At 60.9% G+C, this 17,786-nt stretch carries 14 protein-coding genes; 4 read left to right on the top strand and 10 right to left on the bottom strand.

What is annotated here, in order from left to right; genetic code table 11:
• Positions 1 to 5 precede the first annotated feature (5 nt).
• From AC07RO_RS21225 to AC07RO_RS21195, 7 genes are all read right to left on the bottom strand, one after another.
• On the bottom strand, positions 6 to 731 hold the full coding sequence (locus AC07RO_RS21225; protein ID WP_495087000.1) for a translation initiation factor 2: 726 nt from the start codon (positions 729 to 731) through the stop codon (positions 6 to 8).
• A 114-nt stretch (positions 732 to 845) separates the two neighbouring features.
• A complete protein-coding gene (locus AC07RO_RS21220) occupies positions 846 to 2,285 on the bottom strand; it encodes an aminotransferase-like domain-containing protein (protein ID WP_122538388.1) in 1,440 nt (479 codons plus the stop codon).
• Between the two features lie 151 nt (positions 2,286 to 2,436).
• Positions 2,437 to 3,252, bottom strand: a complete 816-nt coding sequence (locus AC07RO_RS21215) for an OmpA family protein (protein WP_192174884.1) — start codon at positions 3,250 to 3,252, stop codon at positions 2,437 to 2,439.
• Complete coding sequence (locus AC07RO_RS21210; protein ID WP_282372573.1) at positions 3,249 to 3,602, bottom strand: DUF4398 domain-containing protein; 354 nt, start codon at positions 3,600 to 3,602, stop codon at positions 3,249 to 3,251. Before AC07RO_RS21210 ends, AC07RO_RS21215 begins: the two co-directional genes overlap by 4 nt.
• A 21-nt stretch (positions 3,603 to 3,623) precedes the next feature.
• Entirely contained in the window at positions 3,624 to 4,445 is an 822-nt protein-coding gene (locus AC07RO_RS21205) for a substrate-binding periplasmic protein (RefSeq protein ID WP_495087068.1), read from the bottom strand.
• A gap of 128 nt (positions 4,446 to 4,573) precedes the next feature.
• Positions 4,574 to 5,503, bottom strand: coding sequence for an electron transfer flavoprotein subunit alpha/FixB family protein (locus AC07RO_RS21200; RefSeq protein ID WP_495086999.1), 930 nt, complete (start codon positions 5,501 to 5,503; stop codon positions 4,574 to 4,576).
• Positions 5,503 to 6,252, bottom strand: coding sequence for an electron transfer flavoprotein subunit beta/FixA family protein (locus AC07RO_RS21195; RefSeq protein WP_282372558.1), 750 nt, complete (start codon positions 6,250 to 6,252; stop codon positions 5,503 to 5,505). Before AC07RO_RS21195 ends, AC07RO_RS21200 begins: the two co-directional genes overlap by 1 nt.
• Positions 6,253 to 6,801: 549 nt before the next feature.
• On the opposite strand from AC07RO_RS21195, the gene AC07RO_RS21190 reads away from it, so the two are divergent.
• Positions 6,802 to 8,466 (top strand): electron transfer flavoprotein-ubiquinone oxidoreductase, encoded by a 1,665-nt coding sequence (locus AC07RO_RS21190; protein ID WP_495086998.1) that lies wholly within the window; start codon positions 6,802 to 6,804, stop codon positions 8,464 to 8,466.
• A gap of 136 nt (positions 8,467 to 8,602) precedes the next feature.
• Here AC07RO_RS21190 and AC07RO_RS21185 read toward each other — a convergent pair whose 3' ends face one another.
• Complete coding sequence (locus tag AC07RO_RS21185) at positions 8,603 to 9,508, bottom strand: AraC family transcriptional regulator (RefSeq protein ID WP_192174879.1); 906 nt, start codon at positions 9,506 to 9,508, stop codon at positions 8,603 to 8,605.
• Positions 9,509 to 9,686: 178 nt separating this feature from the next.
• Here AC07RO_RS21185 and AC07RO_RS21180 point away from each other — a divergent pair, with 178 nt between their 5' ends.
• Positions 9,687 to 10,739, top strand: a complete 1,053-nt coding sequence (locus AC07RO_RS21180) for an NAD(P)-dependent alcohol dehydrogenase (RefSeq protein WP_282372555.1) — start codon at positions 9,687 to 9,689, stop codon at positions 10,737 to 10,739.
• A gap of 43 nt (positions 10,740 to 10,782) precedes the next feature.
• Here the strand turns inward: AC07RO_RS21180 and AC07RO_RS21175 are convergent, their stop codons facing one another.
• Together AC07RO_RS21175 and AC07RO_RS21170 are read right to left on the bottom strand one after the other, a co-directional pair.
• A complete protein-coding gene (locus tag AC07RO_RS21175; RefSeq protein WP_495086997.1) occupies positions 10,783 to 11,469 on the bottom strand; it encodes an AlgP family protein in 687 nt (228 codons plus the stop codon).
• Positions 11,470 to 11,686: 217 nt separating this feature from the next.
• Positions 11,687 to 12,490, bottom strand: coding sequence for an IclR family transcriptional regulator (locus AC07RO_RS21170; RefSeq protein ID WP_495009695.1), 804 nt, complete (start codon positions 12,488 to 12,490; stop codon positions 11,687 to 11,689).
• Positions 12,491 to 12,748: 258 nt separating this feature from the next.
• Here AC07RO_RS21170 and AC07RO_RS21165 point away from each other — a divergent pair, with 258 nt between their 5' ends.
• Complete coding sequence (locus tag AC07RO_RS21165; RefSeq protein ID WP_495086996.1) at positions 12,749 to 13,750, top strand: metallophosphoesterase; 1,002 nt, start codon at positions 12,749 to 12,751, stop codon at positions 13,748 to 13,750.
• Positions 13,751 to 14,704: 954 nt separating this feature from the next.
• A complete protein-coding gene (eprS, locus tag AC07RO_RS21160) occupies positions 14,705 to 17,707 on the top strand; it encodes an autotransporter serine peptidase EprS (protein ID WP_495086995.1) in 3,003 nt (1,000 codons plus the stop codon).
• Positions 17,708 to 17,786: the final 79 nt, after the last annotated feature.

Raw genomic sequence — 17,786 nt, 5'->3', positions numbered from 1 at the left:
GTTCATCACTTTTTAAAGGTGAAATCCAGCGCGGCGCCTTCCACGTCCTTGCGCGCCTCATTGCGCAACTGCAGGTCCATTTCGTTGCTCAGCAGACGGCCTTGCATCTGGAAGTCCGGATCGGCGTTCGCATCAGGGAACATCTTCGGAAGCAGCGGTTTGGCGCCGGCTGACGGGGCTTTGGCCTTCGACGCGGCAGTGATCACGTTGGACGGCGGGGTCAACTGTTTGACCATCTCGGGCGGCAGGCTCAGGTCCAGCGGGACTTTGTTGAGCTTGGTTTCCTTGACCATTTGAGACGCCGATTTGCTCTTGCTGGCCACCGGGGCGCGCCGCGCCACTTCGGCGTTATCCGCTTTAACCTTGGCGGATTTGGCGTTGGGGCCCGCTGTCTTGTCGTCAGCTGTTTTGGCGCTGGTGACCGTTCGCGGCGCTTCAGCCGAAGACTTGCCCGACGCAACAACCGGCACGGTCGTGATATTTGGCGCAAGGGTATGGACCGCTGGCGCGTCAGCCACAGACTTGTCCGGCAACGCAGGCGAGGGCTCAGGTCCGGAAGCAGGCTTCGCTGGTTCGGGAGACACGGGCGCCACAGCGGGCGCATCGGCAGGTGCGGCAGGCGCGGCAGGCGCCGAGGCGGTGGCTTTCGCCGGTGGCGTGGGCGCTTTATCGGCATCACAGGCGCTCAGCAACACCAACAACATCACACTTATACAACGCAGTGATTTCATAGTCTGAACGGCAGTAAGTAAGACAGGGGCCATATGCTGGCCCTTTGCACGGCGGCTGACAAGTTGCCTTGTTCGCCTCCCCCGATAGTATGGAAACCTGGCAACCCTACGAGTTCACCAGGATTGCCCGGCATCCTGGCACAACTGCTTGGCCAGCATGCCCACCGTCATCAGCGCCCTCTCTGCTTCCCGGTTCCACGGCAACCCGCAGTTCAGGCGAATGCAATGGTTGAACTGCTCCGTGTTACTGAAAATCAGTCCCGGCGCAATGCTGATGCCCTGCTCCAGCGCGCGCACGTGCAACTCCTGAGTGTTCACCCGCCCCGGCAGACTGATCCAGAGAATGAACCCGCCCGCAGGCCGGCTGATCTGCGTGCCTTCGGGAAACATCTGCTGCACCGCCAGCTGAAACGCGCTGAGATTTTTGCGGTGCTCCTGGCGGATAAAGCGTAAGTGCCGGTCGTACCCGCCGTTTTCAAGGTAGGACGCCACCGCCATCTGCGTCACGCTGCACGCTGAATGGGTGCTGAAGGTTTGCAGACGCTGGATTTCCGCCTGGTATTTCCCGGCGATCATCCAGCCGATCCGCACTCCCGGCGACAGGGTTTTGGAGAAGCTGGAGCAGTAGATGACATGGCCCAGCCGGTCGAAGGCCTTCAATGCCTTGGTCTTGTTCTGCTCGTACATCAACTCGCCGTAGATATCGTCTTCGATGATTTGAATGTCGAAGTCCGAGGCCAGGCGCAGCAGATGTTTCTGCCGCTCTTCCGGCATGGTGCTGCCCAAGGGATTGCTCAGCCGCGAAGTCATCACCAGGGCCTTGATCGACCACTGATTGGCCGCCAGTTGCAGCGCTTCCAGGCTGATCCCGGTGTTCGGGTCGCTGGGTATTTCGATGACTTTCAGGCCAAGCAGATCGGCCAGTTGCAGCAAGCCGTAGTACGTCGGGGATTCTGCGGCGATCAGGTCGCCCGGGCTGGTCAGCACCCGCAGCGACATCTGCAGCGCATCGACACAGCCATGGGTGATCACCACTTCCGAGGGATCGATCACCACGCCGGCGTCGCGCATGCGAATCGCCACCTGACGGCGCAGCGGTTCGAAGCCAGGGCTGAACATGTAATTGAACGCCCGAGGGCTCTGAAATCGGGTGACCTTGGCCAGTTGCTGATGCAACGCGCGCAGGGGCAAGTAATCGATGTGAGGGACAGCAGCGCCAAACGCGAACACCCCTTCCCGCCTCGCTTCGACCAGCACCTGTTGAATGATGCTGGCGCGGGTGACCAGACCGGGTCGCTCGACTCGCGCGATATCGGGAGTCGCCGCCGTGAGGGCCGGGGTTTGATGCACGTAGTAACCGGACTGCGGCCGCGCACGGATGAGGCCCTGGTCTTCGAGATTGGCGTAGGCCTGGAGGACGGTGGCATGACTGACATTGAGCTGGGAGCTCATCTTGCGCACCGAGGGCACGCGCTCGCCGGGCTGATACACGCCCCGGCGAATGTCTTCGGCCAGCTGTTGGGCAATACGTTGGTACAGCAACAGACTGGTCATTTCGCGTCCCTCGATCCCGTGCTTTGATCATGCGTGCGGCGATCGAAACGAAAGGATCACCGGAACAGTTCGGAAGTGTACGGTGACAGTTCCTGTTCCGGCTAGAGGGCGCGGTGTTTGAATCACCCGGATCCTGACAATCCCGTGATCCTTAACGAGGCGCGCTCAGATGGCCCTTGTCGTCGGAGAACACAATTTCCACACGACGATTCTGCGCACGCCCGCTTTCGGAGGTGTTTGCGTCCACCGGGTACTGATCGCCGTAACCCTCGACCTGAATCCGGTCTTCCTCGATGCCCAGATCAGACAGCACGTCAGCCACGGCCTGTGCCCGGTCTTTCGACAGCGCGAGGTTTTCCTGAGCGTCGCCGGTGCTGTCGGTGTAACCCTCGATGCGCACCACGCGCTTGGGATTGAATTGCAGGAACTGCACGACCTTCAGCACCGTGCGATTGGCCGAGCTTTTCAGTTCGGCGCGGCCGGTGTCAAACAGCATGTCGCCCAGGGTCATCACCAGCCCGCGCTCGTTCTGCTGCGTCGACAGGCTGATCACCTGATCTTCGGCCCACTTGCCCTGCTGCTGTGCGCCGGCCAGCTTGGCTTCACGCAGCGCCAGTTGCAGACGCTGACGTTCCAGCTCCAGCCGCGCGAGCTTTTCCTGATTCAACAGCAGCTTGCTGTGCTCCCGGGCGATCGCGCTGTAACGGCTGCTCAGGTAGGCGTAATGACTGACGTCGTCAGCGCTGCCGATGTAGCTCGACAGGCGCTCGGCCCTGCCCAGCAACTCGCCGGCGCGGATGACGTCCTTCGGCGCGCTGCGCAGAACGTTGGTGTCTTCCTTGACCTTCTGGTAATCGGCAATGGCGCCCTGCAGCGCCTGCTCACTGTTCTGGTGGCCGGCACAGCCGGCAAGACCGGCACTGACCAGCAAGAGGCCGAGACTGAGGCTTCGCGCAACGGCATTCATTGGCCAGCCCCCAACTGCTTGCGCAGACGCTCGAGGCGGATATTGACCTGGGCCACCTGCGCTTCGCTCTTCTGCGTCAGCACTCGGGCCTCGGCCAGACGCGCGTCCAGCTCGGCCTGTTCGGCCTGCATGCGAGCGTCCTTGTAGGACTTGTCCGCGATGTCGGCGCGAGCCTGGGCCAGCTTCGTCTGCGCTGTCACCAGGTCCGGCTCTTCATCCGTAGCACCGACTGCGGCGGCCTGGGCGACGGCCTGTTCGGTGAGTTTGAGTTGTTCGGTGGGCGCCGGGTCATTGGCACAGCCCACGAGGGCGGCAAGCACGACGGCGGCGAATACAGGCTGGATTTTCAAAAGAAAGCTCAAAACACATTCCTACTGATGGAGGGCGCTACCGGACTGCTGCAATTGAATTTTCCACAGGTCCAGATTGCGCGTGACGGCTTCACTGGAGCGACCGGAAGCCGCCAATTCTGTCATTTTTTTCGCCAGCTGTCCGCGCAGCCATGGATCGTTGCAGGCGGAGTTGAACGACAGCGCCAGATAGAACCCCGGCCGATCGAGGGGCATTGGCTGGGTTTGCAGGTCTTTGGCGACGTCCAGCGCCTGGGTCACGGCCATACCGGCATAGCGGCCGGCGAGGACAAATTCGACCTGTCCCGCCGCCAGCTTCTGAAAGGCCTTGGGGAGGCTGGCCTGCTTCTCCAGCGTCAGGTGCGCCTTGATCGCCTCATCGAATCCGGCGGTCACGCGGGTCTTTTCGGACATGGCGCCGGGATGGCCCTGCAGATCGGCCAGGGAATTGAACGGCTGTTCATGACCGTTGCGGGTCCAGACCATGATTTCGTTCTGGGCGATGGGCGGGTGGATGAAGTCCAGGGATTCCAGCTCGGCGCTGTTGAGCGGCGTGTCGGCGAGCATGTCCATGCGCCCGGTGCGCACCTCTTCAAGGGCCTGGCTGCGCTTGCCGCCATAAAGCAGCTCGACCTTGACGCCGATCTGTTGCGCGACCTCCCTGAGCAGGTCGGCATTGGCGCCCATCAGGTGCTTGGGGTCCTGCGGGTCGCGCCACAGGTACGGCGGGGCGTCAGGGCTGCCGGTGACGATCAGCCGGTCACACTTGCCCGCCGACCAGGCCAGCGACGGCAGCAACAGCAACCCGCCCAGCAGTGAAGCCAGCGTCTGCTTTGGCGACAACATGACAACGTCCTTTTTTGAGCCCATAAAAAAACCCGTCAGCTCCGACTGCCTGAGCGCTGGTTCATAGTGAACACGCTTGCGGCAGCCCGAACGAACGGGTTCTCTTTATAAGTCAGGGAAGTGGATTAAACCAGCTTCTCCAACTCCGGGATCGCTTCGAACAGATCCGCCACAAGGCCATAATCGGCCACCTGGAAGATTGGCGCTTCTTCGTCCTTGTTGATCGCGACAATCACTTTGGAGTCTTTCATGCCGGCCAGGTGCTGGATCGCGCCGGAGATGCCGACCGCGATGTACAGCTGCGGCGCGACGATCTTGCCGGTCTGGCCGACCTGCATGTCGTTGGGCACGAAGCCTGCGTCGACGGCCGCGCGCGAAGCGCCGACCGCTGCACCCAGCTTGTCAGCCAGGGTGTACAGGTGTTTGAAGTTGTCACCGTTCTGCATGCCGCGGCCGCCGGAAACGACGATCTTGGCAGCGGTCAGTTCCGGACGATCGGACTTGGCCAGCTCTTCGCTGACGAAGGACGATTTGCCGGCATCGTGGGCTGCGCTCACGGCTTCAACCGAAGCAGAACCACCCTCGGCTGCCACCGCATCGAAGCCGGTGGCGCGAACGGTGATGACTTTCACGGCTGCCGACGACTGAACGGTCGAAATAGCGTTACCGGCGTAGATCGGGCGCTTGAAGGTGTCAGCGCTTTCGACCGAGATGATCTCGGAGATCTGATCGACGTCCAGGTGCGCTGCGACGCGGGGCAGGATGTTCTTGCCGTTGGAAGTTGCAGCAGCCAGCACGTGGGTGTAAGCCGAAGCCAGCTCGACCACCAGCGGGGCGACGTTTTCCGGCAGTTGGTGCTCGTAGGCGGCGTTGTCAGCCACGAGGACCTTGGACACACCGGCGATTTTTGCAGCAGCTTCGCCGACGGCAGCGACGTTCAGGCCGGCGACCAGAACGTGGATGTCACCACCGATTTTGGTGGCTGCGGCAACGGTATTCAGGGTGGCGGGAGCGATTGCGCCGTTTTCGTGCTCAGCGATAACCAGGGTCGTCATCAGATCACCTTCGCTTCGTTTTTCAGTTTATCAACCAGTTCAGCAACCGACTTGACCTTGATGCCTGCGCTGCGGGCAGCCGGGGCTTCAACTTTCAGGGTCTTGTTGGTGGACGCAGTCGAAACACCCAACGCATCAGGCGTCAGCACTTCGAGGGGCTTCTTCTTGGCTTTCATGATGTTTGGCAGCGACGCGTAGCGCGGCTCGTTCAAACGCAGATCGGTGGTGACGATGGCTGGCAGCTTGAGCGATACGGTCTGCGCGCCGGCGTCGATTTCACGGGTGACGTTGACGCTGTCGCCGGACACTTCAACTTTGGAGGCGAAGGTCCCTTGGGCATAACCGCTCAGCGCAGCCAGCATCTGGCCGGTCTGGTTGTTGTCGCTGTCGATCGCCTGCTTGCCGAGAATGACCAGTTGCGGCTGCTCCTTGTCGACAACGGCCTTGAGCAACTTGGCCACGGCCAGCGAGGTCAGTTCGTCAGCGGACTCCACGAGGATGGCGCGATCGGCACCCAGTGCCAGCGCGGTACGCAGTTGCTCCTGAGCGGTGGTCGGCCCGATGGAAACGACGACGATCTCGGTCGCAACGCCCTTCTCTTTCAGGCGCACGGCTTCTTCTACAGCGATTTCGCAGAAGGGGTTCATCGACATTTTAACGTTGGCGAGATCGACGCCGGAGTTGTCCGCTTTGACGCGAACCTTGACGTTGTAGTCGACCACTCGTTTGACAGCTACAAGAACCTTCATGGATTCCTCGTTTCTCTCCGGTGAAAAGAAATCGCCAGGCCAGGCCCGGCGATGGGTACTCGTCAGTGTAAGGAACACCTGTGAAAACAACGTATTCACGGTTGCTGAATGCGGATGTCAGCAAAAGCGGCGACACTACGGCGGCAATCCAAGCCAGACGCCGATCGCCCGTGTAAACTGCAGCGCGCCGCCGGCCTGAGGCTGACGGTTGCGCGGGGCGATGCTCACGTTGCTTTTACCGGTGTTCTGCTACCGACGGTTCGTACGCAATCATCAGGGCTGACAGCCAACCCGTAGCCAGCGCAAAACCGCCCGTATCTTGACCGCAACGTCTAGTCGGGTCAATACGACATAAACGCCAGTCACAAGCCGCCTCACCATGATTTATCAGGGTTTCGGCCGATTCAAACAAACGTTTGTATTGGACCTGTGAGGTGGTGTAGATATAATGCGCGCCTTTGAGATGACACCCGGGCCAACGACCTTCCCGGTGTCGGTTTAGCCATCAATAAAAAAATACGCCGTTAAGCCTTGAGTAGGAGATAGCCTGTGGAACGCGAATTTATGGAGTTCGACGTGGTCATCGTCGGAGCCGGGCCCGCCGGGCTGTCTGCCGCTTGCCGCCTGAAACAGAGAGCCGCTGACGCCGGTCAGGAAATCAGCGTCTGCGTGGTGGAAAAAGGCTCCGAAGTCGGTGCCCACATACTCTCCGGTGCGGTGTTCGAACCCCGCGCCCTCAACGAGTTGTTCCCTGAATGGAAAGCCCTCGGCGCCCCGCTCAACACGCCGGTCAAAAGTGACGACATCTATGTGCTGACCGGTGCCGACGCCAGTCAGAAAGTCCCGGGCGCATTCGTGCCCAAGACCATGCACAACGAAGGCAATTACATCATCTCCCTGGGCAACCTGTGCCGCTGGATGGCGCAGCAGGCCGAGAACCTGGGCGTAGAGATCTACCCGGGCTTTGCGGCTCAGGAAGCGCTGATCGATGAAAACGGCGTGGTCCGCGGGATTCTCACCGGCGATCTGGGCGTGGACCGTGAAGGCAATCCGAAAGAAGGCCTGTACACCCCCGGCATGGAACTGCGCGGCAAGTACACGCTGTTCGCCGAAGGCTGCCGTGGTCACATCGGCAAGCAACTGATCAACCGCTTCAACCTAGACAGCGAAGCCGACGCCCAGCATTACGGCATCGGCCTGAAGGAAATCTGGGAAGTCGATCCGGCCAAACATCAGCCAGGCCTGGTGGTGCACACCGCCGGCTGGCCGCTGGATATCATGGGCACCGAAAACACCGGCGGCTCGTTCCTTTACCACCTGGAAAACAATCAGGTCGTGGTCGGGCTGATCGTGGATCTGTCCTACGCCAACCCGTACTTGTCGCCGTTCGACGAATTCCAGCGCCTCAAGCACCATCCGGTCCTCAAGCAGTATCTGGAGGGCGGCAAGCGCATCAGCTACGGGGCGCGGGCGATCTGCAAGGGCGGCCTGAATTCGCTGCCGAAGATGGTCTTCCCCGGCGGCGCGCTGATCGGTTGCGACTTGGGCACGCTGAACTTCGCCAAGATCAAGGGCAGCCACACCGCCATGAAGTCCGGCATGCTCGCCGCTGAAGCGGTGGCGGATGCACTGTTCGCCGGCAATGAGGGTGGCGACGCGCTCAACGGCTACGTCGAGGGCTTCAAGGCCAGTTGGCTGCATGAAGAGCTGTTCGCCAGCCGCAACTTCGGCCCGGCGGTGCACAAGTTCGGCGCGATTTTCGGTGGCGCGTTCAACTTCATCGACCAGAACCTGTTCGGCGGCAAAATCCCCTTCACCCTGCACGACACCAAGCCGGACTACGCGTGCATGAAGCTGGCGGCCGATTCGAAGAAGATCGATTACCCGAAACCCGACGGCAAGCTGAGCTTCGACAAATTAAGCTCGGTGTTCATCTCCGGCACCAACCACGAAGAAGAGCAGCCGTGCCACTTGAAGCTGAAGGATCCGAGCATCCCGATCAGCGTCAACCTGCCCAAGTGGGATGAGCCTGCTCAGCGGTACTGCCCGGCGGGGGTTTACGAGGTGGTGACCCAGGAAGACGGCGCGAAGCGCTTCCAGATCAACGCGCAGAACTGCGTCCACTGTAAAACCTGTGACATCAAGGATCCGTCGCAGAACATCACCTGGGTAGCACCGGAAGGCGCAGGCGGCCCGACCTATCCCAATATGTGAGGAATTCTGAGTAGGACCGGCTTTAGCCGGGAAAGCGTCAGCGGCCACATCGCACAATTGATGGTGCGCACGCTGGCCTCTTCCCGGCTGAAGCCGGTCCTACCGTGGGGAAGCTTTCGAGGTTCGGCATCACCCCTCACGCTGATATCTTCAGCCGCTCGCCCTCTTCCCCCGGATTGCGCTCGAAGTAGCGTTTGTACTCGCGACTGAATTGCGACGTGCTCTGATACCCCACCTTGTGCGCGACCTGCGCCACCCCCATGCCCTCGCCGATGAGCATCTGCTGAGCCTTGAGCAGCCGCACGCGCTTCAAGTACTGAACGGGTGACAGCAGCGTGCTGCGCTTGAAATGCTCATGAAAGGTCGAGGCGCTCATGTTTGCGCAGCGGGCCAGATCCTCGACGCTCAGGGCCTGATCGTAATGGTCGCGCAGGTATTGCAGCGACGCGGCAATGCGCGCGAAGTGGCCGGTCTGTTCGACCAGTGCCCGAAGCACTCCGGCTTGGGGACCGCGCAACGCGGCGTACACCACTTCCCTGACACGGGCCTGCCCCATCACTTGCGCGTCCAGCGGATCGTGCAGGCAGCGCAGCAACCGCTCGACGCTCTCGCGCATCGGCGCATCCAGCTCGGCGGAGGTCATGGACTCCGGCGTCTGCGCCCTGACCTTCACGTTCGGCGCCTCGCCCATGGTCTGCACCAGCTCGCCCAGCAGCGCGCGATCAATTGACACGGCGACGCCATACATGGGCGCTTCGGCCGTGGCGAAAGTCTCGCACATGAACGGCACCGACAACGCCTGCACCAGATAATGACCGGCGCCGTATTCCAGCGTTCGCGGGCCGAGGCGCGCGAGTTTGCTGCCCTGGGCGATGATCACCAGGCTGGGTTCATAGATCTGCGGGCTGCTGGCGACATAGTAATCCCAGGACATCGCCTGCACGCCCGGCACGAGGGTATCGACGAAACCCGGGCGCGGCGCCAGGGGCTTGATGAGAGAGACCAACTCGGCGTTGGCGTCGGAATGAGAAACAGGAGACATGGGCAGCCATACGGAGGATTTGACACCGCCATCATCGCAGATCAGCCCCGCGCCGGGTGAATCGATGTGTCAGGTTCGGAGGATCAGGCATGACAGGCGGAGGAATGACCATGGCCGGCGACGTCCCGGCTGCGGACAATGCACCGCCTCAACCGTCATCGTTTTTGCGAGGTTCTTCATGTACACAGCCATCGGTTACGCCGCCCAGTCCGCCACCGCTCCCCTCGCCCCCATGACGTTCAGCCGCCGCAGCCCGCGGCCGGACGACGTGGCCATCGAGATCCTCTACTGCGGCGTCTGCCACTCCGACATCCACCAGGCACGCAACGAGTGGGGCATCGCCGTGTACCCGCTGATGCCTGGCCACGAGATCGTCGGCAAGGTCACCGAAGTCGGCGCCAACGTCAGCAAGCACAAAGTCGGCGATCTGGTCGGCGTCGGCTGCATGGTCGATTCCTGCCGTCAGTGCGAAGCCTGCGCGCAGGACCTCGAGCAGTATTGCCTCGAAGGTCCGACCATGACCTACGCCACTCCGGACCGCGTCGACGGCAGCAACACCATGGGCGGCTATTCCAACAGCATCGTGGTCAGCGAGCACTTCGTCGTGCGTATCCCGGAGAAACTCGACCTGGCCGCTGCGGCGCCAATCCTGTGTGCGGGCATCACCACCTACTCGCCGCTCAAGCATTACGGCGTCAAGGCCGGCGACAAAGTGGGCGTGCTGGGCATGGGCGGTCTGGGCCACATGGGCATCAAGTTCGCCAAGGCCATGGGCGCGGAAGTGACGCTGTTCACCCGCTCGGCGAGCAAGGCTGAAGAAGGTCGTCGTCAGGGCGCCGATCACGTCATCGTCTCGACAGATACCGAGCAGATGAAAGCCGCTGCCGGTCATTTCGACTTCCTGCTGGACACCATTCCGGTGCAGCACGACTTGAACCCCTACCTGGAAACCCTGCGTTTTGACGGCGTGCACATTCTCGTCGGGCTGATCGAACCCGTCGATCCGGCGCTGCATGCGGCCAATCTGGTGATGAAGCGTCGTGTGCTGGCGGGTTCACTGATCGGGGGCATCGCCGAAACCCAGGAGGTGCTGGATTTCTGCGCCGAGCACGGCATCACCTGCGACATCGAGATGCTCGACATCAAGAACATCAACGAGGCCTACAGCCGCATGATCGCCGGTGACGTGAAATACCGTTTCGTGATCGATATGGCCACGTTGAAGGCCTGATCCACCGGTCGCCCCGCGCAATGCGGGGCGAACGGCGACACCACTACAGCGAGCGCTCGAGCCACTCCGGCTGGAGCGCGGATTCAGCATGGGGCGCCTCATCCGGCTCGGGCGTAGCGCTGGCCTCGGCGACCCCGTGGGCCAATGGCGCAACCTCGCTGGGTGCATGCTTTCGTCCCTTGACCACCGTCACTGTGGGCTTGGCGACCACCGCATTAGCAATCGCTTTCAGTGCTGTGGCCTGCTTTTCAGCGCGCAGGGTTGCGGGCGAAGGCTTCACAGCAGACTTGGCGGCCACTTCCGTTTGTGCGGCTGGCGAGCTGCCTCCGCCTTCGCGCTGGCGCAGCATTTCACTGGCGGCTTCACGCACCTTGCCCACGCCCTGCACCAACGTGAGACTTACGTGGATGTCGTGCTTCAAGTGGCTGATGTATTGCCGGGTCTCATCGATCTGAAGTTGCAACTCAACCAAAGCGGCCTCAAGCAGTGAGAGAGTGGCTCGCAACTTCGTCTGCTTTTTTCGTTTTGCGGTAGGCGTGGAGTCGAGACGGTCCCGCTGCTTGCCACGCTTTTTTTCCACCTTGCTGTGCTTCTTTTCGAACCTGGAAAGCTTCTTCTCAGCGTCAGCGAGGGCTTGTCCGCAGGCCTGCTCAAAATGCTCCAGCAAAAGGGTGGTGAGTTCCTGAAGCAGCAGCAGCGGTGTGAGCTGTATTTTTTTTCTACTCGCCATAACATCCCTCCTTCCCGAATCACGCGTGCCTTGGCCGGACGGCCGCTGGCCTCTGAACAATTAGGACCGCGGGTCGGGGTTATGGTTGGGTCAATCACAAAGCCATTTCTCGATCTCGTCAGCTGCAGGCACTTTCCGGGCTTCAACAGCGTGTGATTGCCGCCCGCTGCGTCAACGTTTCGCCCGTTCACCCCTTCCTGCTCTGCGCAGCGACACGCTAGCCGCCCAACTCGGCCGACAGCCGTGCCGCCGCGTCCTTGATCACCGGCACCAGGTCGGCCATTTTTTCCAGCGGCATGTACGGCACGGTGCTGGCGATGCTGATGCCAGCGACGATCTGTTTGCTGGCGTCACGCACCGGCGCGGCCACGCAGCGAATGGACGGCTCGTTGTCTTCCAGATCGAATGCATAACCGCCCCGCACGTACTCGTGCATGCGCGCCTGCACCTGCTCCCAGGTCTGTTCTTCATGGGCCGGCCACAGCGGGTTTTTGCCGGTGGTCGGCACGCTGATTTCGTACAGCCGCTGCCATTCGCTTTCCGGGCTGTCCAGCAGCAACGCCTTGCCGATGCCGGTGCGCGCCAGCGGCATGCGATGGCCCACCCGCGAACGCATCTCCGGGCCATTGCGCCCGGGATTTTTATGCAGGTACAAGACCTCGTCACCGTCGCGCATCGCCAGGTGCACGGTGTCGCCGGTGAGCGCCGACAGTTCGTCGAGAAAGGGTCTGGCCAGCACCAAAAGCGGCACTTCTTCCTGGGCCTGGAATCCCAGCTCGATCAACCTGGGCCCCAGCACATAACCCGTTTGCGGCAACACCCGCAGGTAACGCTCCTCCACCAAGCAACTGGCAAGCCGGTGGGTGGTGCTGCGGGTGGTGCCGATCAGCCGGGCGATTTCCTTGAGGTCGCGAGCGCCGCTGGCGACCGCCTGAATCACGCCCAGGCCGCGAATCAGCGTTTGCGTGCCGGTGGGTGCAGGGTCTTTGCCAGTGACGGCGGTGTCGGATGCATCTTGCATGGCGCGCCTTATCGAATCAGAAAACCGGCAACATTATCGTCGCCAGCCTTGAAGCCTGCCAGCGCTGTGCAGAATTTGCTCGGCGTCGGCGCAGGGTCATACCCACTCGATGCGTTCGACCTTGCCCGCCAACAGGATGTAGGACAACGCGCCGTACGCACGCTGAAAGCCCATCGCATTCTCCCCAAGATTCACCTTGGTAGCACGCGTCTGAGGGCAGATAATTAAGCCGTTTCGATGACCAAGGATTCCGCAGGCATGAGACAAAAAGTTCTGAGACTTTCGCAAAATCACCATGGCCGTGACTTTGTCGTAGGTGACATTCACTTCAAAACCACCGACTTGTACAAAGGCCTGCGCAAACTCGGTTTTGACAGCCAGACTGACCGAGTCATCGGCGTCGGCGACCTCATTGATCGCGGCCCGGGCGTGCTCGACGGGCTCAAGCTTTTGGGCGAGCCGTGGTTTTTCACCGTAATGGGTAACCATGAACAGATGCTGATTCGGGCTTACCGTGAAAACCCGGACGCTCGTTATGTCTCTCATGGGGCTGGTTGGTGGGCAACCGTCGCCGATGAGTCGAAAGAGATGATCATCGTCAAGCTTGAGACCCTCCCTGCCCTCATCGAGATCGAATCACCCCGTGGGGTCGTGGGCGTTGTACATGGGGATGTACCTAGAGGCTTGTCCTGGCAGGGGTTCGTCAACGATATCGACAACGCACAAGTCGAAGAAATAGCCCTGTGGGGGCGGGAGCGGATCAAAAAGCATTACCGTCAAGGCGTGGCCGGCGTTTGGCGTGTTTGCACGGGTCACACGTGGATTCCAGAGCCGTTACGCCTCGGGAACGTGCTCGCGCTGGATTGCACCGGAGGCGGTGACGGGCCTCTGGGGATTTACTGCGTCCAGGACGACACCCTCTATGTCGACGGTCTTTCCGTGGCGCTTGACCAAGCTGAAGTTTTCACGGAGTTGCTTAACGATCTAGAGCGCACGCAGGCAGAACTCAACAGCATGTTGAGTGCGAGCACGCTCATCGAATCCCAACGCCTGAGTCGTAAGGCTGAAGATTTGGCGGCTCGGGCGAATACTGCCTGGCTTGCACTGCAGCCTGAGGTCGAAGCGTCTCAGAAACTCTTGAATGAGCTCCACGGGCTCAGCCTGCTTGGCGGGGAGCGTAGGGTTCTGAAGCTCGAAGAATTGCGGTCTGGATACGAGGGAACCCACATTGAAGGATTACTGAACAGGCTGTTTTGCTAGACGCGAGCTCTATTGCTTCCCGACAGTATCCATAGATCTGCTCTACGATCCTTTCCCCATGCCAGCATTGTCGCAAGCCGTCGTTATACCCTTTCCTACAATGCGGCCAATACTTGAGGAACGGCTACGTCGGAGTCATCAAGTGGATTGTGGCGTGCCCCAAAATTGCTCGATCAACAAGAAAATTGGGCAGTACCGCCTAATCCAGTGTGTCTTTGCCATTCGCTTGCGGTGCTTTTGCCGGCCGCTTACGAAGTATCGCTTGCCGTGGTCAGCACTACGAAAAGTTGCGCCAGTATAAAATCATCGCGCCGGCAGCCCCTTCGCGCTTGTGCGTTTAAAACCCATTACTGCTCATAACGCAAATAATCGGAGCAAACCAGCAGCCAGAAGTCTCAGGAGCCCCGAGGTTCTCTGACCCCAAATAACTGGGCCATGACGCACCAAAATATAAAGACTACCCCCCTTGTAGCGATAATGATCACTTCAAAGCACCCCACTGTTTTGGGCACCCGGCATCACCTTCTCAACTACCACGGCTGCGCGGCTGCCGCTTGCTCAACAGCGAGACGCTGGCCAAGGATGATGTTCTGGCATGGCTAAGTAATGGCTAGGCTAGGGTTTGACTATTCATTATTTGAATACCTCTTTTCTACCCTCCCTGCCTGGCTCTCGTGACTGAGCGAAGCCGCCAATACGCCAACGCTAGATTAACTAAAAAGCGCGCTAGATTTTCGACAATGGAACTAAAAGGCCACTATCTCGCAATGCACCGTAATTGTGCCTGCTCCGTCTAGATGCCTCATCACAGCGCCTTGTGCCTTATTACCTGCCTGCTTAGTTACTATTGGCTTTGTATCAAATTTGAAACAAATAAGTTGCCATCCCCTGCGCAGCGGACTATTTTCTTACAGCGCTCACTAGGGAGCTAATAAATACAAAAGGTGTGCAGGGATGCGAAGGTTCAAGCCGTCCAATGCTGTCCGTTATTCCATTAAACCCGCAACCACGACCGCACTTTGCGCGTTGTCTTTTACCTTTGGCTGCTCGGCGTATGCCGACTATGCAGAACAGGGAAAGTTAGGCGACGCGGCCAGTTGGCGCTCGGAAGAATTTCAGAGCGACTGGGGATTGGGCCGTATCCAGGCTGATCAGGCCTATGCTGCCGGTATCACCGGCAACGGCGTAAAAATCGGCGCGATGGACTCGGGATTCGACCCCTCTCATCCCGAAGCCAGCCCATCCCGCTACCATGCGGTAACGGCCAACGGCACCTACGTAAACGGTTCGCCCTTTAGCGTCACGGGTGCCATCAACCCTAATAACGATACCCACGGCACGCACGTGACCGGGACCATGGGCGCGGCGCGCGATGGCGTCGGCATGCATGGCGTGGCGTACAACGCGCAAATCTATGTGGCCAACACCAACCAGAGCGATAGCTTCTTGTTTGGCCCGAGCCCAGACCCGCGATACTTCAAGGCGGCCTATGGTGCGCTGGCCGATGCCGGTGTGCGGGCGATTAACAACAGTTGGGGTAGCCAGCCGCCGGATGTGACCTACGCGACACTGGAAGGCGTGCAGGCTGCTTATGCCCAGCATTACAACCGGGGCACCTGGCTGGATGAAGCGGCTAACGTCTCGCGCAAGGGCGTGATTAACGTCTTCAGTGCTGGCAATACTGGCTATGCGAACGCCAGTGTGCGTTCTGCGCTGCCATATTTCGAGCCAGACCTGGAAGGCCACTGGCTGGCGGTGTCTGGCCTGGATAGCGCTAATGCCCAGCGCTACAACCAGTGCGGCATTGCCAAATATTGGTGCATCACCACACCGGGGAGGCTGATCAACAGCACCGTGCCGGGCGGCGGTTATGCGCTCAAGTCCGGTACGTCCATGGCCGCGCCCCATGCCACCGGCGCACTGGCGCTGGTGATGGAGCGCTACCCTTACATGAACAACGAGCAGGCCTTGCAGGTGCTGCTCACCACCGCGACCCAGCTCGATGGTTCGGTCACCCAGGCGCCTAATGGCACTGTGGGCTGGGGCGTGGTCAACCTGGAGCGGGCCATGCGCGGGCCAGGCCAGTTGCTGGGCACCTTCGATGCCACCCTGGGCGCCGGCCGAACCGATGTCTGGAGTAACGATATTTCTGATCAGGCGTTGATCCAGCGTCAGGCCGAGGACACTGCCGAACAGGCCGCCTGGCGGCAAACCCTGGTCAACAGAGGCTGGCAGAACGGCGTGGCCAGCACTGCCAGCCAACAGGACCAGACCGACTACGCCGTGGGCACCGCCCGTGCTGCGGCCGCGGCTCAGCGCCAGTACCAAGGTAGCCTGATCAAGTCCGGCGCGGGCCGATTGATCCTTGAAGGTAACAATACCTATCGCGGCGACACCCAAGTCAACGGTGGTGTGCTGTCGGTCAATGGCTCCCTGGCGTCCGCCGTGCAGGTCAATGCGGGTGGGACCTTGGGCGGCAATGGGCAGGTCGGTAACCTCACCGCGTTGAGCGGCGGGCAGGTGGCGCCGGGTAACTCCATCGGCACCTTGCGAGTGAACGGTGACTTAACCTTCGCGCCAGGCTCAACCTACGCGGTAGAGCTTTCGCCAACGGCCAGTGACCGCATTGTGGCCACCGGCAGTGCCACGGTGTCGGGGGCCAACATGACCCTGGCCCTGGACCCAACACCGCTGGCCTTGAATGCCACGCCTGGCCAGACCCTGCTTGGCCGCCAGTACAGCGTGTTGCAGGCCGCCAATGGTGTGAACGGGCAGTTCGCAGCGGTCACCTCTCACTACGCTTTCCTCGGCGGCCGGTTGGACTACGCCGCTAACGGCGTTGCGCTGAATATCGAACGCACGGCGGCTTTCGACAGCGTGGCGCAAACCCCTAACCAGGCAGCCGTGGCCTCGGCCGCCGAACAATTGGGAGCGGGGAACGCGGTGTATGAAAACCTGCTGCTCGCGCCAAGTGCCGCCTCGGCCCGGGAGAGTTTCCAGCAGCTGTCGGGCGAGATCTACCCGGCAGTCGCCACCCAATTGATCAACGACAGCCGCTATGTGCGTGATGCGGTTGGCGAGCGCCTGGGCGCCAGCGTGTTCGGTGCCGATGCCAATACGGCGGCGCAAGACAATGTGTGGTTCAAGGCCTTGGGCGCGTGGGGCAAAACGGATTCCCGTAGCGATACGGCTGGCTATACCTCGTCCATTGGCGGCGTGCTGGCGGGGGTCGACGGCGACGTAGGTGACGACACGCGCCTTGGCCTGGTAGGCGGCTACAGTGACAGCTCGGTCAATATGGGCTCGGGTACCCATTCCCGTGCATCGGTAGACAGCTACCATCTGGGCGCCTACCTGGGTCATGAGATCGGCGCCTGGCGCTTGACCCTCGGCGGTGCCTACAGCTGGCACCGGATCGATGCCCACCGCGATGTACAGGTCGGCGGCGCCAGTGGCCGGGAGAAAACCAAGCACGATGCGCAAACCGCACAGGTATTCACCGAAGCGGCGTACCGTATTCAGTTGCAGCCCGCAGTGCTTGAGCCCTTCGCTAACCTGGCCTATGTCCACCTTGGCACTGACAGCTTCAGCGAGAAGGGCGATGCCGCAGCACTTGCCTCCGGCAGCGATACCCGTGAAGCCGTGCTCGGCACGCTGGGTGCACGGGCGCTTAAAACCATCGCAATCAATGATCATCAGAAGCTGGACCTGTCCGGCAGCCTGGGCTGGCAGCACAACCTGAGCGACACCGATTCAGAGCAGCACATGGCCTTTGCGGCAGGCGGCAGCAGCTTTGGCATCGAAAGTTCGCCCCTGGTGCGTGACGCGGCCCTGGTGGGTGCCCATGCCCGCATGGCGCTGAGCCGTGAGGCCAGCGTTAGCCTGGACTACAACGGCCAATTGGCCAGCCGTGAAAAAAGCCACGGCATCGGCTTGAGCCTTAACTGGCAGTTCTAAACGCAAAGCGGCAGGGCGAGCCAAGCCGTCGCCCGCCGCTTGCATAAGGCTGAAGGTTTCAACCTACCCATTGTTGGAA

This window comes from Pseudomonas sp. GW821-FHT07F05 (assembly GCF_059418765.1).
Note: the sequence above shows the minus strand (reverse complement) of the source record. Positions and strands in the feature narration are given on the sequence as shown.

Bases quoted from the DNA above. Each gene is read 5' to 3' on its own strand.
- AC07RO_RS21200 (WP_495086999.1), bottom strand. From the start codon at position 5,503: ATGACGACCCTGGTTATCGCTGAGCACGAAAACGGCGCAATCGCTCCC.
- AC07RO_RS21185 (WP_192174879.1), bottom strand. From the start codon at position 9,508: ATGTCTCCTGTTTCTCATTCCGACGCCAACGCCGAGTTGGTCTCTCTC.
- AC07RO_RS21195 (WP_282372558.1), bottom strand. From the start codon at position 6,252: ATGAAGGTTCTTGTAGCTGTCAAACGAGTGGTCGACTACAACGTCAAG.
- AC07RO_RS21170 (WP_495009695.1), bottom strand. From the start codon at position 12,490: ATGCAAGATGCATCCGACACCGCCGTCACTGGCAAAGACCCTGCACCC.
- AC07RO_RS21165 (WP_495086996.1), top strand. From the start codon at position 12,749: ATGAGACAAAAAGTTCTGAGACTTTCGCAAAATCACCATGGCCGTGAC.
- AC07RO_RS21180 (WP_282372555.1), top strand. From the start codon at position 9,687: ATGTACACAGCCATCGGTTACGCCGCCCAGTCCGCCACCGCTCCCCTC.
- AC07RO_RS21215 (WP_192174884.1), bottom strand. From the start codon at position 3,252: ATGAATGCCGTTGCGCGAAGCCTCAGTCTCGGCCTCTTGCTGGTCAGT.
- AC07RO_RS21175 (WP_495086997.1), bottom strand. From the start codon at position 11,469: ATGGCGAGTAGAAAAAAAATACAGCTCACACCGCTGCTGCTGCTTCAG.
- AC07RO_RS21220 (WP_122538388.1), bottom strand. From the start codon at position 2,285: ATGACCAGTCTGTTGCTGTACCAACGTATTGCCCAACAGCTGGCCGAA.
- eprS (WP_495086995.1), top strand. From the start codon at position 14,705: ATGCGAAGGTTCAAGCCGTCCAATGCTGTCCGTTATTCCATTAAACCC.
- AC07RO_RS21225 (WP_495087000.1), bottom strand. From the start codon at position 731: ATGAAATCACTGCGTTGTATAAGTGTGATGTTGTTGGTGTTGCTGAGC.